Raw genomic sequence first — 14,592 nt, 5'->3', positions numbered from 1 at the left:
CGACAGACGGTGGACTGTCCCCGGGATCGCCTCATAAACCTCTGGAATCACGCATTCCTCACGGCAGGGCCTCAGTCGGGCCACACGCCCGTCTCCAGCAGCGAGGCGATCGCCGCCGTGTACGGCGCGATGTCCAGGCCCTGTTCGGCGAGCCACGCGTCGGAGTAGTACTTGTCCAGGTAGCGGTCGCCGGGGTCGCACAGCAGCGTCACCACGCTCCCCCGCCGGCCCTGTGCCACCATCTCGGCGACGATCTTCAGCGCGCTCCACAGGCCGGTGCCCGTCGAGCCGCCCGCCCTGCGTCCGATGGCCCGCTCCAGGGCGCGTACGGCGGCGACGCTGGCCGCGTCCGGGACCTTCATCATGCGGTCGATCGCGCCGGGCACGAAGCTCGGTTCCATGCGCGGCCGGCCGATGCCCTCGATGCGGGAGCCGCAGTCGCACGTGACGTCCGGATCGCCGGTGGTCCAGCCCTCGAAGAAACACGAGTTCTCCGGATCGGCCACACAAATGCGGGTGTCGTGCTGCATGTAGTGCACGTAGCGGGCGAGGGTCGCCGAGGTGCCGCCGGTGCCGGCCGTGGCGACGATCCACGCGGGCTCGGGGAACCGCTCCAGGGCGAGCTGGCGGAAGATGGACTCGGCGATGTTGTTGTTCCCGCGCCAGTCCGTGGCCCGTTCGGCGTACGTGAACTGGTCCATGTAGTGGCCGCCGGTCTCCACCGCGAGGCGGGCGGACTCCTCGTACATCCTGCGCGAGTCGTCCACGAAGTGGCACCGCCCGCCGTGGAACTCGATCAGGCGGATCTTCTCGGCGCTCGTCGTGCGCGGCATGACGGCGATGAAGGGCACGCCGATCAGCTTCGCGAAGTACGCCTCGGACACGGCCGTCGAGCCGCTGGACGCCTCGATCACCGGGCTGTCCGGCCGGATCCAGCCATTGCACAGGCCGTAGAGGAAGAGGGAACGGGCCAGCCGGTGCTTGAGGCTGCCGGTCGGGTGGGTCGACTCGTCCTTCAGGTACAGGTCGATGCCCCACCGCTCGGGCAGCGGAAAGCGCAGCAGATGGGTGTCGGCCGAGCGGTTGGCGTCGGCCTGCACCTTGCGGACGGCCTCTTTCAGCCAGTCGCGGTACGCCGGATCGGTGTGGTCGACGTCGAGGGTTTCGCCGGTCCTGGCCGGATGGAGGGTACTCACGGCGGGGCTCCTTAGGCTGCGCGCCGACGGGCGCGTCGCGCGGCCGCCACCTCGATCATAGACAGCTCCCACACGCTTCTCACCTGCATAAACATGCCTTTGGGCATCTCAAAGGCACGCCTGTGGACGGCTGCCGCACACCCGTGGGGGCGCATTCGCGCGAGTGCTCCGGGCGACCGCGTCGAGGCGGTCGTGCGCACTGGTGCCGGACGCCGGTGGCGGGCAGACTGCCCGTCGGGACGAAGGTCCGGACGGGGGCGCACACTGGATCACGACACGAACGGAACGACGACCTGCGCGCAGGCTCGGGTCGGCACCCACAGGCACAAGGGGGCGGGGCGGGATGGCGGAGCCGGAGTTCACGGCGACCGGCGTGCGGATCGGGAAGCGGCTGCGGTCGCTCACCCGGGCGGGGCAGGTCCGGATCACCGACGGCAGGCTCGAGTTGCTCACCAGTTACGGCAGTGAGATCGACAGCGCGCCGGTGCAGGCGGTACGCGCCTCCAAGCCCTGGTTCGCGCCCGACGACCGGGCCCTGGCGGACCTCAACGGCAAGCGGTACCTGCTCACCCTGGGCGATCACGACCCCGCTCCCGGGGAACCCGGCCCACCGGCGGCACGCCGGTTCATCGAGGCCGTACGACGGGCCGCGGGCCGTAACGGCTGAACCACCGCGAGTTGCGGGACCGCACCCCCTGCGCCACTCTGGTCTCACGTCACTCTGGGTTTACCGGCGATAACGCTGCGAACCAGCCCGCCGGGCACGACAGCAGGCGGCCGTTTCAGAGGCACCCTGCTGGATCGATCCGAACTCCGTGTTCTTCCGGACCTCTACGTCGGGGAGTCGCAGCCGTGATCAGCCACCCAAGCAGGCATTGCACGGTGGAGCTCCAAGCCCTGCCGTCGCGGATCGGCCAGGTCCGCAGAATCCTTTCAGCGCAGTTGCGCTACTGGCATCTGGATCCCCTCATAGACCGGGCCGCGCTCGGTGTGACCGAGCTGCTCGCGAACGTCCACCGCCATGCCCAGCCCGACAAGACGTGCACCGTGGAGATCGAGCTGCTGCTCGACCGGCTCACGGTCTCGGTGCGCGACCACGATCCGCGCATGCCGGTCGTGGCCGACACCGACGGCGCCCCGCACCACGAGGGTGTCGAGGACGCCGACGCGCTCGCCACCTGCGGGCGCGGGCTCGCCATGGTCGCCGCGGTCAGCGAGAGCTGGGGCGTACGCCCGGACGGCGAGTCCGGCAAGGTCGTGTGGTTCACGCTGCCGACCCCGCCGGCCGTACGCGCGGGGTCCGCGCGGCCACCGCGGCGGGCGGTCGCGGAGAAGCCGGCCTGCACGGTCGACGCGGTCAGCCTCCGCAGGGTGGAACACGCCCCCGCCCGTTCAGCCGTAGCAGGCTGAACGGGCGGTGACCGGCCGAGGCGGCCGTCGGAATCCCGAACCTCTGACGGCGCCGGCCCCTACTCCGTGGCGATGGCCCTCAGGACGTCCAGCCGGGCTGCCCTGCGAGCCGGGCGGAGGCCCGCGAGGGCTCCTGCGGCCAGGCCCACCAGGGCCACGACCGCGAGTTGGAGCGGGGGCATCGCGAAGGCGAAGGCGCTGTCGCTCGCGCCGTCGGACGCCTTGACCAGGACCCAGCCCAGGAAGCCGCCGAGGGCGAGGCCGCCGACCGTGCCGAAGGCGGCGACCAGGACGGACTCCCAGCGGACCATGGCCCGCAGCTGGGCCCGGGTCTGGCCGACGGCCCTGAGCAGACCCAGTTCGCGGGTGCGCTCGTGGATCGCCAGGGTCAGCGTGTTGGCGATGCCGAGGAGTGCGATGAGCACCGCCAGGGCGAGCAGGGCGTAGACGAGGGTGAGCATCATGTCGATGCCGCCGGCCGCGGACTGGGCGTACTCGTCGCGGGTCTGCACCTCGGGATCGCCGTACCGTGCGGCGACCTTCTCCACCGCGGCCGTGCCGGTGTCCGCGCTCACGCCGTCCTTGAAGGAGACGGCGACGAGGGTGTCGGAGTCCTGGGTGCGGTGCGGGGCCCAGGCGGCGCGGGTGATGACGTAGTCACCGGCGAGCTCGGACCGGCCGTAGACCGCTCGGACCGTGAAGGTCTCCGTCTTCCCGTCGGTGAAGGTGAGGCGGGTCTTGTCCCCGGTGCCCAGGCCCTGCTTGTCGGCCTCGCCGCGGGTGATGGCGATGCCGTCGGTGCCGAGGGAGCGCAGGGAGCCGTCGATCCTGCCGAGGTCGAAGGTGCGCTCCAGGGCGAGCGGGTCGGTGACGGTCAACGCCCGTCCCTCGCCGTCGACTTCGGCGACGCCGCGGCCGAGTCCTACGGCGGTGTCCACCTCGGGCAGCCGCTGGATCGCGGGCGCCAGCCGGGGGGTCAGGCCACTGCCGCCGGCACCGAAGGACGGGGTGCTGACGGCGACGTCGCCCGCGAAGGAGCGGGAGACCGTCTGGTCCATGGTGGCCTTCAGCGAGGCGCCGAACACCGTGAACAGGGACACCACGGCCACACCGATCATCAGTGCGCCGGCCGTCGCGGCCGTCCGCCGGGGGCTGCGCAGCGCGTTGCGCCGGGCGAGGCCGCCGGTGACCCCGCGCAGCCTGTCCAGGGGACCGCCGAGGACGCGCACGGCCGAGGTGGACGCGACCGGGCCCAGGACCACGAACGCGGCCAGGGCCAGGACGGCGCCGGATCCCGCGAGCCAGAGCGACGGCGACATCAGGACGCCGGTGAGCGCGACGGCGACCGCGAGGGCGGCCAGGCCCAGGCCGGTGACGGCGCGGACGCGGGAGGCGCCGGAGGTGTCGACGGCGGTCTCGCGCAGGGCCGCCAGGGGTGCGGTGCGGCCGGCCCGGACGGCGGGCAGCAGGGCGGAGCCCAGGCAGACCACGATGCCGACCGCGAGCGGCAGGGCCATCGACAGCGCGCTGATCACCAAGTCCCCCTCAGGGAAGGGGAATCCGATGGCCGGGAACAGCGCCTGGAGTCCGGCGGCGACGCCGATGCCGCCCGCCAGGCCCGCCGCCGACGCGATCACGGCCACGGCGCTCGCCTCGACGAGTGTGGTCACGGTGACCTGGCGGCGCGAGGCCCCCAGGGCCCGCAACAGGGCGTTCTCCCGGGTGCGTTGGGCGACGACGATCGCGAAGGTGTTGTGGATGGAGAAGGTCGCGACCAGCAGGGCGACACCCGAGAACACCAGCAGGAACGTGGTGAAGAGGGACAGGAACTGACTGGAGATCATCTCCGTGTTCTCCTCGGCCGACTCCTGACCGGTGATGGCCTCGACTCCCTTGGGCAGCACGGGAGTCAGCCGGTCCACCAGTTCCTGCTGGCTCACGCCGGGACCGGCCCGCACCTGGATGCTCGCCGCCTCGCCGGGCCGCGCCGTGAGGTACTTCTCGGCATCGGCCCGGGTCATGCCGGTGAAGGTCACCTGCGCCATGCCGTCCTCGCCGCCGAAGGTCGCCAGGCCCACGACGGTCACCTTCACCGGGTCGGGTGTGCGCAGGGTCGTGGTGTCGCCGAGCTTCAGGTCGCCGCGCTCGGCGGTGCCGCGGTCGATGACCACCTCGCCGGACTTCGCGGGAGCGCGGCCGTCGGCGAGGCGGTAGGCGTTGAGTTCGGGGTCGGTGATCCAGTTGCCGGCGAGGGTCGGCGGGCCCTGGCCGCCGATCGGCTCGCCGTTCGCGCCCACGAGCTGACCGGCGCCCTGGATGTTGGGGGCCGCCGCCGCGACACCGTCGACCTTGTCGACGGTCTTCAGCAGGTCGACCGGGACCGGCTGCCGCACGCCCTCGCTCTCGCCGGGGGTGGTGATGGCGTCGGCGCTGCGGACCACGGCGTCGGTGCCGCTGGCCGCGTTGCCGAACATGGTGTCGAAGCCGGCGCGCAGCGTGTCGCCCATCACGAGGGTCCCGGCGAGGAAGGCCACGCCTAGGAAGACCGCGAGGAACGTGCCGGCGAAGCGCCGCTTGTGGGCGCGCAGGGAGGACACGCTCAGGCGTACGGCGGCGTTCATGACGGCCCCTCCGTCCGGGTGGTGACCTCGAAGGCCTTCATACGGTCCAGGACCCTCTCGGCGGTCGGGGATTCCATACGGTCGACCAGGCGCCCGTCGGCGAGGAAGACGACCTCGTCGGCGTGGGCGGCGGCAACCGGGTCGTGGGTGACCATGACGACCGTGCGGGACGTCTGGCGCGCCGCGCGGCCCAGCAGGCCGAGGACCTCCTCGCCGGACCGGGAGTCGAGGTTGCCGGTCGGCTCGTCGGCGAAGACGACGTCCGGCTGCCCCGCGAACGCCCGTGCCACGGCGACCCGTTGCTGCTGTCCGCCGGAGAGTTCGGCGGGCCGGTGGTGCAGCCGGTCGCGCAGCCCCACGACGTCTACGAGCGCGTCGACCCACTCCCGGTCGCCCCTGCCGCCCGCGAGGTCGAGCGGAAGGGTGATGTTCTCCGCGACGGTCAGCGTCGGCACCAGGTTGAACGCCTGGAACACGAAGCCGACGCGGTCGCGCCGCAGGAGGGTGAGGCGGCGGTCGTCGAGGGAGCCCAGGTCGGTGCCGCCGATGTACGCGGCACCAGAGGTGAGCGTGTCGAGTCCCGCGGCGCAGTGCATCAGGGTGGACTTGCCGGAGCCCGAGGGCCCCATGATCGCGGTGAAGCGGCCGGCCGGGAAGTCGACGCTCACCCCGTCCAGGGCCCGCACGCCGGTGTCGCCGCTGCCGTACACCTTCACGGCGTCGACGACCCGGGCCGCCGTCCGCACGGTGGTCGTGGCGGTCATGCCGCACCGCCCTTGCCCGTACGGCCGAACTGCTCGTCCAGGACGGACAGCCGGCGCCAGTACTCGTCCTCGTCGATCTCACCGGAGGCGAAGCGGCGGCCGAGCATCGCGATCGGCGAGTCACCGCTCGGGCCCGCGTCGGCGACGGTCCGCCACGAGCCCCGGCGGCCGCGCCACACGGTGCGGCGCAGGACGGTGACGACGCCGAGCACGACGGCCGCCCAGATCAGCGGGAGGAAGAGGATCCACGGTCCCGGGCCGCCGTCCCAGTGCGCGAGTGTCTGCATCTCGAGTCATCTCCTCGGTGGGTGTGGTCGTGATGACTTGAGACTGGCTCCGGGGAGGGGCCCGGGTCGTCGTACGGTCAGCGGCAGTGCGCCTACCTCCTGGGGAGTACGTCGGGGCTCGACTTCTGTAACTACTAGTATGTACAGTCCCGGTATGAGCACCTCGGAGCGACTGATCGAGTCCACCCGCGAGCTGCTGTGGGAGCGCGGCTATGTGGGCACCAGCCCCAAGGCCATCCTGGAGCGGTCGGGCGCCGGGCAGGGCAGCATGTACCACCACTTCAAGGGCAAGCCCGACCTCGCCCTGGCCGCCATCCGGCGCACGGCCGAGGAGATGCGGGCTACCGCCGAGGGAGTACTCGGCGGGCCGGGCACGCCGTACGAGCGCATCGAGGCGTATCTGCGGCGCGAACGCGACGTGCTGCGCGGCTGCCCGATCGGGCGGCTCACGATGGACCCGGACATCGTCGCCGACGACGATCTGCGCGCACCGGTCGACGAGACACTCGACTCGATCCGCGAACGCATCGCCGGAATCGTCGAAGAGGGCAAGGAGCAGGGCCAGTTCGCCGCCTCCCTGGACGGCGAGGAGATCGCGGCGACCGTCATCGCGACCGTCCAGGGCGGCTACGTCCTCGCCCGCGCGTCCGGCTCTCCCGCCGCCTTCGACACGGGCGTCAGGGGCCTGCTGTCCCTGCTCGCCCCGCAGAGCCCGTAGGACCCTTGGAGTTGAGGACTCGATGCACGCCATGCAGTACGAACTCACCTTGCCCGCCGACTACGACATGGGCGTCATCCGCAGCCGCGTGGCCCGGGTCGGGCATCTGCTCGACGACTGGGAAGGGCTCGGATTCAAGACGTACCTGATGCGGGAGCGGGGGGTGGACGGCTCGCCGGTGAACCAGTACGCGCCGTTCTATCTCTGGAACACCGTGGAGGGCATGAACTCCTTCCTCTGGGGAGGAGCCTTCCAGGGGCTCAGCGAGGACTTCGGGCGGCCGTCGGTGCGGCAGTGGACGGGGGTCGCCTACGAGGAGGGCGGCGCCGTCGGTGCTCCGGCGCGGGTGGCGGTGCGCAGGCGTCGACCCGTGCCGGAGGGAGTGGAGTTGGCCGGGTTCATGGCGGAGGCGGTGGGTGAGGCGGAGCGGCTGGCCGGGGAGGAGGGGGCGGTGTGCGCGGCCGCCGCCGTGGATACCGCCCGCTGGGAGCTCGTGCACTTCTCGCTCTGGGCGCACCGGACGCCGAAGGCCGAGGGTGAGGTGTTCGAGGTGCTGCATGTGTCGGCGCCGGGCCGCGAGCGGCTGACGCGAGGGCGCCAGTGGTGAGCACGGTGCGCACGGTGCTCGGGGACGTCCCCGCCGAGCGGCTCGGGGTGTGCGACGCCCACGACCACCTGTTCCTCGGCAGCCCCCGGCTGCCCGGGGAGGAGCTGCGGAGCGTGTCCGCGGCACGGGCCGAACTGGCCGCGTTCCGGGCAGAGGGCGGTGCCGGCGTCGTGCAGTGGACGCCGTACGGGCTGGGGCGGCGGGCCGCCGATCTGCCGCCGCTGTCCCGGGAGACCGGGGTGCATGTCGTCGCCGCGACCGGACTGCACCAGGCCGGCCACTACGACGAGGGGACGCTCAAGGGGCTGCGCGGCAGGCTCGCGGAGGTCTTCGTCGCCGAACTGACCGGGGGCATCGGCGCGTCGGGGGTCCGGGCGGGGCTGATCAAGGTCGCGGGCGGTTTCCACGCGCTCGACGCGCACGCCCGCTGGACGATGACGGCGGCGGCCGAGGCCCACCGGGCGACGGGGGCGCCGATCGCCGTCCATCTGGAGCTGGGGACCGGTGCGCTGGACGTACTGGACCTGTTGTGCGGCGAGTTGGGGGTGCCGCCCGAGCGGGTGATCCTGGGGCATCTCAACCGCTCCCCCGACTTCGCGGCGCACCGCCAGGCCGCGCGGAGCGGCTGCTACCTCGCCTTCGACGGGCCCTCTCGGGCCCACCACGCCACGGACTGGCGCATGCCGGACGCCGTGCGGGCCCTCGCCGAGGCGGGCCACGGCGACCGGCTCCTCCTGGGCGGCGACACCACGACCGCGGCGGCCCGTTCGGTCGACGGCGGCCCGGGGATGCCCTACCTGCTGCGCCGGGTGGCGCCGCGGCTCGCGCTGGAACTGGGGGAGGAGTTGGTGCGGCGCATCCTCACCGACAACCCCGGCCGGGCGTTCGCCGTGGACTGGTTCTGAGCGGCGGGCGTCGTCGCCGTGCCTCGCTCTCGTCGGGCGTGACCTCGCCGCCGCTCCCACCCCTCTCCGCCGAGACCCGATCCTGTTGATCCCTGACCCGGCAAGCACTGATCGGCAATGGCGTACAGCGGAAGGATGGGAGGTGACCGGGCAGGCGTCCTCCGTGGGAAAGGCCTCAGACATGGCACTTGAGATGCGCGACCGATGCGAACGCTGCGAGACCGCGGCGTTGCCGCCCGACGCCCCCGCGCGTATCTGCTCCTACGAGTGCACCTTCTGCGTGCCGTGCACCGAGGCCATGCACGGCGTCTGCCCCAACTGCGGTGGCGAACTGCTCCCGAGGCCTCGCCGCGCCCCATGAGCCGCCCTGCTCATCGGCAGAGCGCGTCGATGTCGTCGGAGAAGGCCGGGAACTCGGCCTGGGCGGTGGCGACGATGTACCGGGCGGGGCGGCGCGCGGTGGTCGCGTATCGCTCGGCGAGTTCGGTGAGTGCCGCGTTCGGACGGCCCTCGTATCCCTCGTGCCGCTCGACCTCGACGACTTCCGCGGGCCCCAGGCCGTCGGCCAGCAGCCACAGGAAGTCGGACAGGCTGGCGGCCACCACGCCCCGCTCCCCCTCCGAGCCCAGGAACACCACGGGTTGCTCCACGAGGGGCAGCCCGGTTCGCACGCACCACAGCGCGGCGAGACCGCCCGTGCCGTCCTGGCCGAAGACCCGGTAGGCGTCGCCGTCGAGATCGTGGTTGCCGGTCCAGTGCCGCAGCCAGTCGGTGGTCTCCTCGGCGGAGTCGAACGCGTCGTACGGTTCGAAGTCGACGCCCTCGCCGTCGTCGTAGTCGAATTTCACCCGGGCCACGTCGGCCAGCGCGGGCGGGAATCGGCGGTCGCCGTCAGTCGTCTCGATCATGCGCGCAGGCTAACGGTGACCACTGACAGCCGCGGGAGCAGTAGTCGACCCTGTGGGCCGGCACGCTCAGCGCACGGGGTGGAAGCGCACGGTGAGCACCGCGTTCGGGTCGCCGTCGTGTTCGCGTGTGAGGCGCACCGGCGCGCCGCCGGGGTTGTCGAACAGGCGGATTCCGTCGCCGAGCAGGACCGGCGCGATGTGCAGGTCGATCTCGTCGATCAGGCCGCGTTCGAGCAGCTGTGCCCCGATCTTGGCCGACTGCACCTCGACGTTCTTGCCGTCCGCGGCGTCCAGCGCGATCCGTACGGCCTCGGCGACGTCGCAGGACAAGAAGGTGACGTCGGCCGCCGGCGCCGCGTCCTCGGGGTGGTGGGTGAGGATGAAGACGCGGCCCTTCCAGGAGTCGCTGTAGGGGCGGGCGTCGGGCAGCACGTCATAGCTGTCCCGGCCGCCGATCACGGCGCCGCAGGTCGCACCGTATTCCTCCTCCAGGCCCGGCCGCCCGGTGACCCCGGACAGCCAGTCGAAGGAGTGGTTCGGGCCCGCGATGAAGCCGTCGAGCGACATCGTGAAGTGCCAGAGCACCTTGCCGGCGGGGGTCTGCGGTCGGGGGTGGGATGTCGTGGTCATACTCACCTTCCTGATCGGGCCGGACTCAGGGCTCCGTCCTGGCGGAGTCCAGCCGCCCCACGTGGGCCACGTTCTCCCGGTCCTCGGCGTCGCCGCCGGCCTCGGCGGTGAACCAGGCGTCGAGGATTTCCTTGAGCAGGGGTTCGGAGGTCAGGCGCAGGCTGAGGGCGAGGACGTTGGCGTCGTTCCAACGGCGGGCGCCGTTCGCGGTGTACGCGTCCGTGCACAGGGCGGCGCGGACGCCGGGGACCTTGTTCGCGGCGATCGAGGCGCCGGTGCCGGTCCAGCAGCACACGACGGCCTGGTCGGCCGTGCCGGCGGCGACCTCGCGGGCCGCGGCCTCCGAGCACACGGCCCACCGGGGGTCGTCGCCGGGGGCCAGCGCGCCGTGCGTACTCACCTCGTGGCCGCGAGTGCGCAGTTCCGCCAGGAGGCTGCGCGCCACGGGCTCGTCCATGTCGGAGGAGACGGAGATCCGCATGCTCCGAGCCTACCCGGGGCGCCTGGACGGGTCTGACGGGTTTCGTCAGTCCTCGTTGTCCCGACGTTCGCCGCGCAGCGCCGACCACCGATCCAGGCGTCGGCGGATCTGCTCCTCGTAGCCGCTCCCGGTGGGGTGGTAGTAGGTCTCGCGGTCCATGTCGTCGGGGAAGTAGTCGGCGCCGGAGAACCCTTCCGGTACGTCGGGGTCGTACTGGTAGCCCTCGCCGTAGCCGATGTCCTTCATGAGCCGGGTGGGGGCGTTGAGGATGTGCGCCGGTGGCATCAGCGAGCCGGTTCGGCGTGCGCGCTGCTGTGCGGCGCCGAACGCCCGGTAGACCGCGATGGACTTGGGGGCGGTCGCCAGGTAGGTGACGGCCTGGGCGATCGCCAGTTCCCCCTCGGGCGAGCCGAGGCGTTCGTACACGTCCCAGGCGGCCAGGGCCTGCTGCACCGCCTGGGGGTCGGCCGTGCCGATGTCCTCGTTCGCGAAGCGTACGAGGCGGCGGGCGATGTAGAGGGGGTCCTCGCCGCCGTCGAGCATGCGGGCGAGCCAGTACAGGGCCGCGTCGGGGTCGGAGCCGCGCATCGACTTGTGCAGCGCCGAGATCAGGTTGTAGTGGCTCTCCTGGGCCTTGTCGTACAGCGGGGCACGCCGCTGGATCTGCTCGGTGAGCGCGGCGGTGTCCAGCGGCGGTGTGCCGGCGGGCAGCGACTGGAGCTGCTCGACCATGTTGAGCAGGAACCGGCCGTCGCCGTCCGCCATGGCGAGCAGGGACCGGCGGGCCTCGTCGTCCAGCGGCAGCTCGCGCCCGGTGAGCTGCTCGGCGCGGGCGATCAGGGTGTCCAGGGCGGCGGTGTCGAGGCGTTGGAGGACGAAGACGCGGCAGCGGGAGAGCAGGGCGCCGTTCAGTTCGAAGCTGGGGTTCTCGGTGGTGGCCCCGACCAGGACGACCGTGCCGTCCTCCACGTACGGCAGGAAGCTGTCCTGCTGCGCCCGGTTGAACCGGTGGATCTCGTCGACGAACAGCAGGGTGCCCCGGCCCAGCTCGCGCCTGCGACGGGCCGCCTCGAAGACCTTCCTGAGGTCGGCGACGCCGGAGAAGGTGGCCGACAGCGGTTCGAAGACCAGGTCGGTCCGCTGTGCCAGGAGCCGGGCGATGGTGGTCTTCCCGCATCCTGGCGGCCCCCACAGGACCGCCGACACCAGCCGCCCCTGCTCCACCATGCGTCCCAGGGGAGCGTCGGGCGCGAGCAGGTGTTCCTGCCCGACGACCTCCTCCAGGGTGCGCGGACGCATCCGGTCGGCCAGCGGACGCTGCGTGTCGTCCTCGAACAGGGACGGTGTCTGTTCTTCGTGCCTCATGGAGGGGTCCGTGTCTGCGCGTGGGCGGGTGTGCGTCAGTCGGTGATGCCGCCGTACGCGATCACCTTGTCGGGGTGCAGGCGGACGACGACCTCGCCGGGGACGGCGTTGCGCCTGCCGAAGTCCTCGGCCTGCTCCGGGCCCATGTACCGGGCGCCGGCCCGGGTCGCGACGTCGAGGAGTTCGTCCATATCCTCGCTGAGCGTCACGTCCCCGCGCACCTCGACGTAGGCGAAGGGCGGGGCGTCGTCGGCGACGCACAGGGAGGCGCGGGGGTTGCGGCGCAGGTTGCGGGCCTTGGCCGTGGCGCCGCCCGTGGTGAACAGGAAGTCCCGGCCGTCGAAGACGTACCAGACGGGGGCGATGTTCGGGGTGCCGTCGGCCCCGACGGTGGCGAACCGGCCGGTGGGCGCGCCGCGGGTGACGAAGGCGTGCCATTCCTCGGTCGACATGGTGTGCATGGGCGTTCTCTGTCCTTGCTCTGAGTACGGGCGACTGCTGCTGAGTACGGCTCCGGACTGTGTCTGGGTACGGCTCCGGACTGCTGCTGAGTCCGGAGCCGCCGATCACAGGGGGGCGCCACCATCCTCTCGTCGCGACCGGCACACAGAGTGGTGCACTGCGGACATGTGATGGTCGGCAGGCGACACTCCCCGGAGCCGCCGGATTCGGCCGCTGCTTCCGCCACCCCACCGGCCTCACACCCCGCGTCAGGTCAGCGCGCCCAGCGGGTCGTCCAGGACCGGCTGCCACGCCAGCTCGGCCGCGCCGACGAGGCTGTTGTGGTCGAGGGTGCACGCCAGGATGGGGACGCCGCCGCTCTGACCCCACAGGCTGCGCTCGGCGACGACGGCGCGCAGCCGTTCCGGGTCGGCTTCGAGGAGGAAGCGGTGGAGGCCGCCGAGGATGATGCGGTCCGGGTTGAGGATGTTGACCAGGCCCGCGAGGCCCAGGCCGAGCCGGTCGATGAGGGCCTCGGCGGCGGTGCGGATCGCCGGGTCGTCGTAGTGGTTGCGGACCAGGTCGTTGGACTGGTGGAGGAGGCTGACCTCGGGGCCCGGGTCGCGTCCGGCGGCGGTGAGGAAGGCCAGCGGGTCGGCCTCGACGTCGAGGCAGCCGCGGCTGCCGCAGTGGCAGGGGCGGCCCTCGGGGTTGACGGTGAGGTGGCCGACCTCCAGGGCCAGGCCCGAACTCCCGGTGTGCAGGCGGCCGTCCAGGACCAGCGCGCCGCCGACGCCCCGGTGTCCGGTGGCGACGCACAGCAGGTCCCGGGCTCCCCGCCCGGCGCCGTGCCGGTGCTCGGCGAGGGCGGCGAGGTTGACGTCGTTGCCCGCGAAGGCCGGACCGGTGATGCCGGCCGTCCGCACGCACTCCTCGAAGAGGCGGCGGACCGGCGCGCCGACGGGCCAGGCCAGGTGCAGCGGGTTCAGGGCGAGTCCGTCCGGTTCGGCGACCGCGGACGGCACGGCGAGCCCGGCGCCGACGCAGCGGCGTCCGGTGGTGCGCAGCAGTTCGGCACCGGCCTCGACGACGGACATGAGCACCTTGGCCGGGTCGGCGTCGACGGTCTCGCAGCCGGGCGCGGTGGCGACGATACGGCCGCCCAGGCCGACGAGGGCCGCCCGGAAGCCGTCGGCGTGCACCTGCGCGGCCAGCACCACCGGACCGTCCTCGGCGACGGCGAGCCGGTGCGAGGGGCGTCCCTGGGAGCCGGCCGCCGCACCGGGCCTGGCGTCCACCCGGATCAGCCCGAGCGCCTCCAGCTCGGCGGCGACCGCACCGGCCGTGGCCCGGGTCACCCCGAGTTCGGCGGTGAGCACCGCGCGGGTCGGCGCGCGTCCGGTGTGCACGAGCTCCAGCGCGGGCCCGAGCGCACCGCGTCCCCGGTCCAACCGCGTCCTGGAGGTGGTCCCTTCCCCCGCCGTCCGGGGGTCCGCCTTCCCGCTCATGAGGGCGAGTCTCCCATGATCCGCACGTACGGCCGCCTACAGGCCACTGACCCGCAGCGTGATGTTCAGCCGCCCGGTCAGTCCCAACTCCGGTGGCGCGGTACCGGCGTGCACCCGGGGTACGCCGTGGTAGGAGAGCCGGGAGGGGCCGCCGAAGACGAACAGGTCGCCGCTGCGCAGTTCGACGTCCGTGTACGGCCGGGTGCGGGTCTCGGTGTTGCCGAAGCGGAAGACGCAGGTGTCGCCGAGGCTCAGGGAGACCACCGGGGCGTCGGACTTCTCGTCGCTGTCACGGTGCATGCCCATGCGGGCGTCGGCGTCGTAGAAGTTGATCAGCGCGATGTCGTACCCGGCCGTCTCCTCGCCCAGGGCGTCGTGCACGGCCTGCCGGCCCAGCTCCCCCAGTCGGTCGGGGAACGGTTTCACCGGGGTGCCGTCGCCGTCGACGACCGTGCGGGCGTAGCCGTACGGATACCAGTGCCAACCGAGGCACACCTGGCGGGCGGTCATGGTGCCGCCGCCGGGTGTGCGGACGGTGCGCAGGCCGGCCGGCGGGCGGGCCCAGTCGCGGCAGGCGGCCAGCAGCTCGCGCTGGCGGTCGGTGTCCAGCCAGCCGGGGACGTGCACCGCACCGGGAGCGATCTGCCGGCGGGGCCTCGGGAACAGCTCGGCGTCCATGGTGTCCATCCTGCCTCGGGCCCGGGCGGCGGCCTTCACCCGCTGGTCCTCGAAGCCGAGTGAGTGAGCGTAA

The 14,592-nt window shown here is 72.5% G+C and carries 17 protein-coding genes; 6 read left to right on the top strand and 11 right to left on the bottom strand.

Annotation, left to right across the window (positions count from 1 at the left end; genetic code table 11):
• Positions 1–71 precede the first annotated feature (71 nt).
• A complete protein-coding gene (locus tag K4B79_RS22550; protein WP_232028671.1) occupies positions 72–1,196 on the bottom strand; it encodes a PLP-dependent cysteine synthase family protein in 1,125 nt (374 codons plus the stop codon).
• A gap of 343 nt (positions 1,197–1,539) precedes the next feature.
• Between K4B79_RS22550 and K4B79_RS22545 the strand changes: the two genes are divergently transcribed.
• Both K4B79_RS22545 and K4B79_RS22540 read left to right on the top strand, forming a co-directional pair.
• Positions 1,540–1,863: a hypothetical protein gene (locus K4B79_RS22545; protein WP_232028670.1), complete on the top strand. Its 324-nt coding sequence runs from the start codon at positions 1,540–1,542 to the stop codon at positions 1,861–1,863.
• A gap of 185 nt (positions 1,864–2,048) precedes the next feature.
• On the top strand, positions 2,049–2,606 hold the full coding sequence (locus K4B79_RS22540) for an ATP-binding protein (RefSeq protein WP_232028669.1): 558 nt from the start codon (positions 2,049–2,051) through the stop codon (positions 2,604–2,606).
• A 59-nt stretch (positions 2,607–2,665) separates the two neighbouring features.
• Here K4B79_RS22540 and K4B79_RS22535 read toward each other — a convergent pair whose 3' ends face one another.
• Genes K4B79_RS22535 through K4B79_RS22525 form a run of 3 tightly spaced genes read right to left on the bottom strand, consistent with a single transcriptional unit; the run spans position 2,666 to position 6,278 of the window.
• Positions 2,666–5,227 carry an ABC transporter permease gene (locus tag K4B79_RS22535; protein ID WP_232028668.1) on the bottom strand — a complete coding sequence of 854 codons (2,562 nt, stop codon included), beginning with the start codon at positions 5,225–5,227 and terminating at the stop codon, positions 2,666–2,668.
• On the bottom strand, positions 5,224–5,991 hold the full coding sequence (locus K4B79_RS22530) for an ABC transporter ATP-binding protein (protein WP_232028667.1): 768 nt from the start codon (positions 5,989–5,991) through the stop codon (positions 5,224–5,226). The genes K4B79_RS22535 and K4B79_RS22530 overlap by 4 nt, the downstream gene beginning before the upstream one ends.
• Entirely contained in the window at positions 5,988–6,278 is a 291-nt protein-coding gene (locus tag K4B79_RS22525; protein ID WP_232028666.1) for an SHOCT domain-containing protein, read from the bottom strand. Before K4B79_RS22525 ends, K4B79_RS22530 begins: the two co-directional genes overlap by 4 nt.
• A 139-nt stretch (positions 6,279–6,417) precedes the next feature.
• Between K4B79_RS22525 and K4B79_RS22520 the strand changes: the two genes are divergently transcribed.
• The 4 genes from K4B79_RS22520 to K4B79_RS22505 all read left to right on the top strand — a co-directional run bounded on the left by K4B79_RS22520 (position 6,418) and on the right by K4B79_RS22505 (position 8,869).
• Positions 6,418–6,996: a TetR/AcrR family transcriptional regulator gene (locus K4B79_RS22520; protein ID WP_374208500.1), complete on the top strand. Its 579-nt coding sequence runs from the start codon at positions 6,418–6,420 to the stop codon at positions 6,994–6,996.
• Positions 6,997–7,018: 22 nt separating this feature from the next.
• A complete protein-coding gene (locus K4B79_RS22515; protein WP_232028664.1) occupies positions 7,019–7,603 on the top strand; it encodes a DUF4865 family protein in 585 nt (194 codons plus the stop codon).
• Positions 7,600–8,508, top strand: coding sequence for a phosphotriesterase family protein (locus tag K4B79_RS22510; RefSeq protein WP_232028663.1), 909 nt, complete (start codon positions 7,600–7,602; stop codon positions 8,506–8,508). The genes K4B79_RS22515 and K4B79_RS22510 overlap by 4 nt, the downstream gene beginning before the upstream one ends.
• 181 nt (positions 8,509–8,689) lie before the next feature.
• Positions 8,690–8,869, top strand: a complete 180-nt coding sequence (locus K4B79_RS22505; RefSeq protein ID WP_232028662.1) for a DUF1272 domain-containing protein — start codon at positions 8,690–8,692, stop codon at positions 8,867–8,869.
• A 10-nt stretch (positions 8,870–8,879) separates the two neighbouring features.
• Here the strand turns inward: K4B79_RS22505 and K4B79_RS22500 are convergent, their stop codons facing one another.
• The 7 genes from K4B79_RS22500 to K4B79_RS22470 form a co-directional block, all read right to left on the bottom strand.
• A complete protein-coding gene (locus tag K4B79_RS22500) occupies positions 8,880–9,416 on the bottom strand; it encodes an SMI1/KNR4 family protein (protein WP_232028661.1) in 537 nt (178 codons plus the stop codon).
• A 66-nt stretch (positions 9,417–9,482) separates the two neighbouring features.
• Positions 9,483–10,046: a dihydrofolate reductase family protein gene (locus tag K4B79_RS22495; RefSeq protein WP_232028660.1), complete on the bottom strand. Its 564-nt coding sequence runs from the start codon at positions 10,044–10,046 to the stop codon at positions 9,483–9,485.
• Between the two features lie 25 nt (positions 10,047–10,071).
• Positions 10,072–10,527, bottom strand: coding sequence for an RpiB/LacA/LacB family sugar-phosphate isomerase (locus K4B79_RS22490; RefSeq protein WP_232028659.1), 456 nt, complete (start codon positions 10,525–10,527; stop codon positions 10,072–10,074).
• A gap of 45 nt (positions 10,528–10,572) precedes the next feature.
• Positions 10,573–11,892: a replication-associated recombination protein A gene (locus K4B79_RS22485; RefSeq protein ID WP_232028658.1), complete on the bottom strand. Its 1,320-nt coding sequence runs from the start codon at positions 11,890–11,892 to the stop codon at positions 10,573–10,575.
• A 35-nt stretch (positions 11,893–11,927) separates the two neighbouring features.
• Entirely contained in the window at positions 11,928–12,353 is a 426-nt protein-coding gene (locus K4B79_RS22480; protein ID WP_232028657.1) for a PPOX class F420-dependent oxidoreductase, read from the bottom strand.
• Between the two features lie 249 nt (positions 12,354–12,602).
• On the bottom strand, positions 12,603–13,841 hold the full coding sequence (locus K4B79_RS22475) for an ROK family protein (RefSeq protein ID WP_232028656.1): 1,239 nt from the start codon (positions 13,839–13,841) through the stop codon (positions 12,603–12,605).
• Between the two features lie 36 nt (positions 13,842–13,877).
• Positions 13,878–14,519, bottom strand: a complete 642-nt coding sequence (locus K4B79_RS22470) for an alpha-ketoglutarate-dependent dioxygenase AlkB family protein (RefSeq protein ID WP_232028655.1) — start codon at positions 14,517–14,519, stop codon at positions 13,878–13,880.
• Between the last annotated feature and the right edge of the window lie 73 nt (positions 14,520–14,592).

This window comes from Streptomyces lincolnensis (assembly GCF_021173675.1).
Lineage (GTDB): Bacteria > Actinomycetota > Actinomycetes > Streptomycetales > Streptomycetaceae > Streptomyces > Streptomyces lincolnensis_B.
The sequence above is the reverse complement of the archived record's forward strand: the minus strand, read 5'-3'. Positions and strand labels throughout refer to the sequence as shown.

Coding starts and splice junctions, on each gene's coding strand:
- K4B79_RS22535 (WP_232028668.1), bottom strand. CDS start 5,227: ATGAACGCCGCCGTACGCCTGAGCGTGTCCTCCCTGCGCGCCCACAAG.
- K4B79_RS22525 (WP_232028666.1), bottom strand. CDS start 6,278: ATGCAGACACTCGCGCACTGGGACGGCGGCCCGGGACCGTGGATCCTC.
- K4B79_RS22505 (WP_232028662.1), top strand. CDS start 8,690: ATGGCACTTGAGATGCGCGACCGATGCGAACGCTGCGAGACCGCGGCG.
- K4B79_RS22500 (WP_232028661.1), bottom strand. CDS start 9,416: ATGATCGAGACGACTGACGGCGACCGCCGATTCCCGCCCGCGCTGGCC.
- K4B79_RS22470 (WP_232028655.1), bottom strand. CDS start 14,519: ATGGACGCCGAGCTGTTCCCGAGGCCCCGCCGGCAGATCGCTCCCGGT.
- K4B79_RS22495 (WP_232028660.1), bottom strand. CDS start 10,046: ATGACCACGACATCCCACCCCCGACCGCAGACCCCCGCCGGCAAGGTG.
- K4B79_RS22490 (WP_232028659.1), bottom strand. CDS start 10,527: ATGCGGATCTCCGTCTCCTCCGACATGGACGAGCCCGTGGCGCGCAGC.
- K4B79_RS22475 (WP_232028656.1), bottom strand. CDS start 13,841: ATGAGCGGGAAGGCGGACCCCCGGACGGCGGGGGAAGGGACCACCTCC.
- K4B79_RS22485 (WP_232028658.1), bottom strand. CDS start 11,892: ATGAGGCACGAAGAACAGACACCGTCCCTGTTCGAGGACGACACGCAG.
- K4B79_RS22545 (WP_232028670.1), top strand. CDS start 1,540: ATGGCGGAGCCGGAGTTCACGGCGACCGGCGTGCGGATCGGGAAGCGG.
- K4B79_RS22520 (WP_374208500.1), top strand. CDS start 6,418: ATGTACAGTCCCGGTATGAGCACCTCGGAGCGACTGATCGAGTCCACC.
- K4B79_RS22530 (WP_232028667.1), bottom strand. CDS start 5,991: ATGACCGCCACGACCACCGTGCGGACGGCGGCCCGGGTCGTCGACGCC.
- K4B79_RS22515 (WP_232028664.1), top strand. CDS start 7,019: ATGCACGCCATGCAGTACGAACTCACCTTGCCCGCCGACTACGACATG.
- K4B79_RS22480 (WP_232028657.1), bottom strand. CDS start 12,353: ATGCACACCATGTCGACCGAGGAATGGCACGCCTTCGTCACCCGCGGC.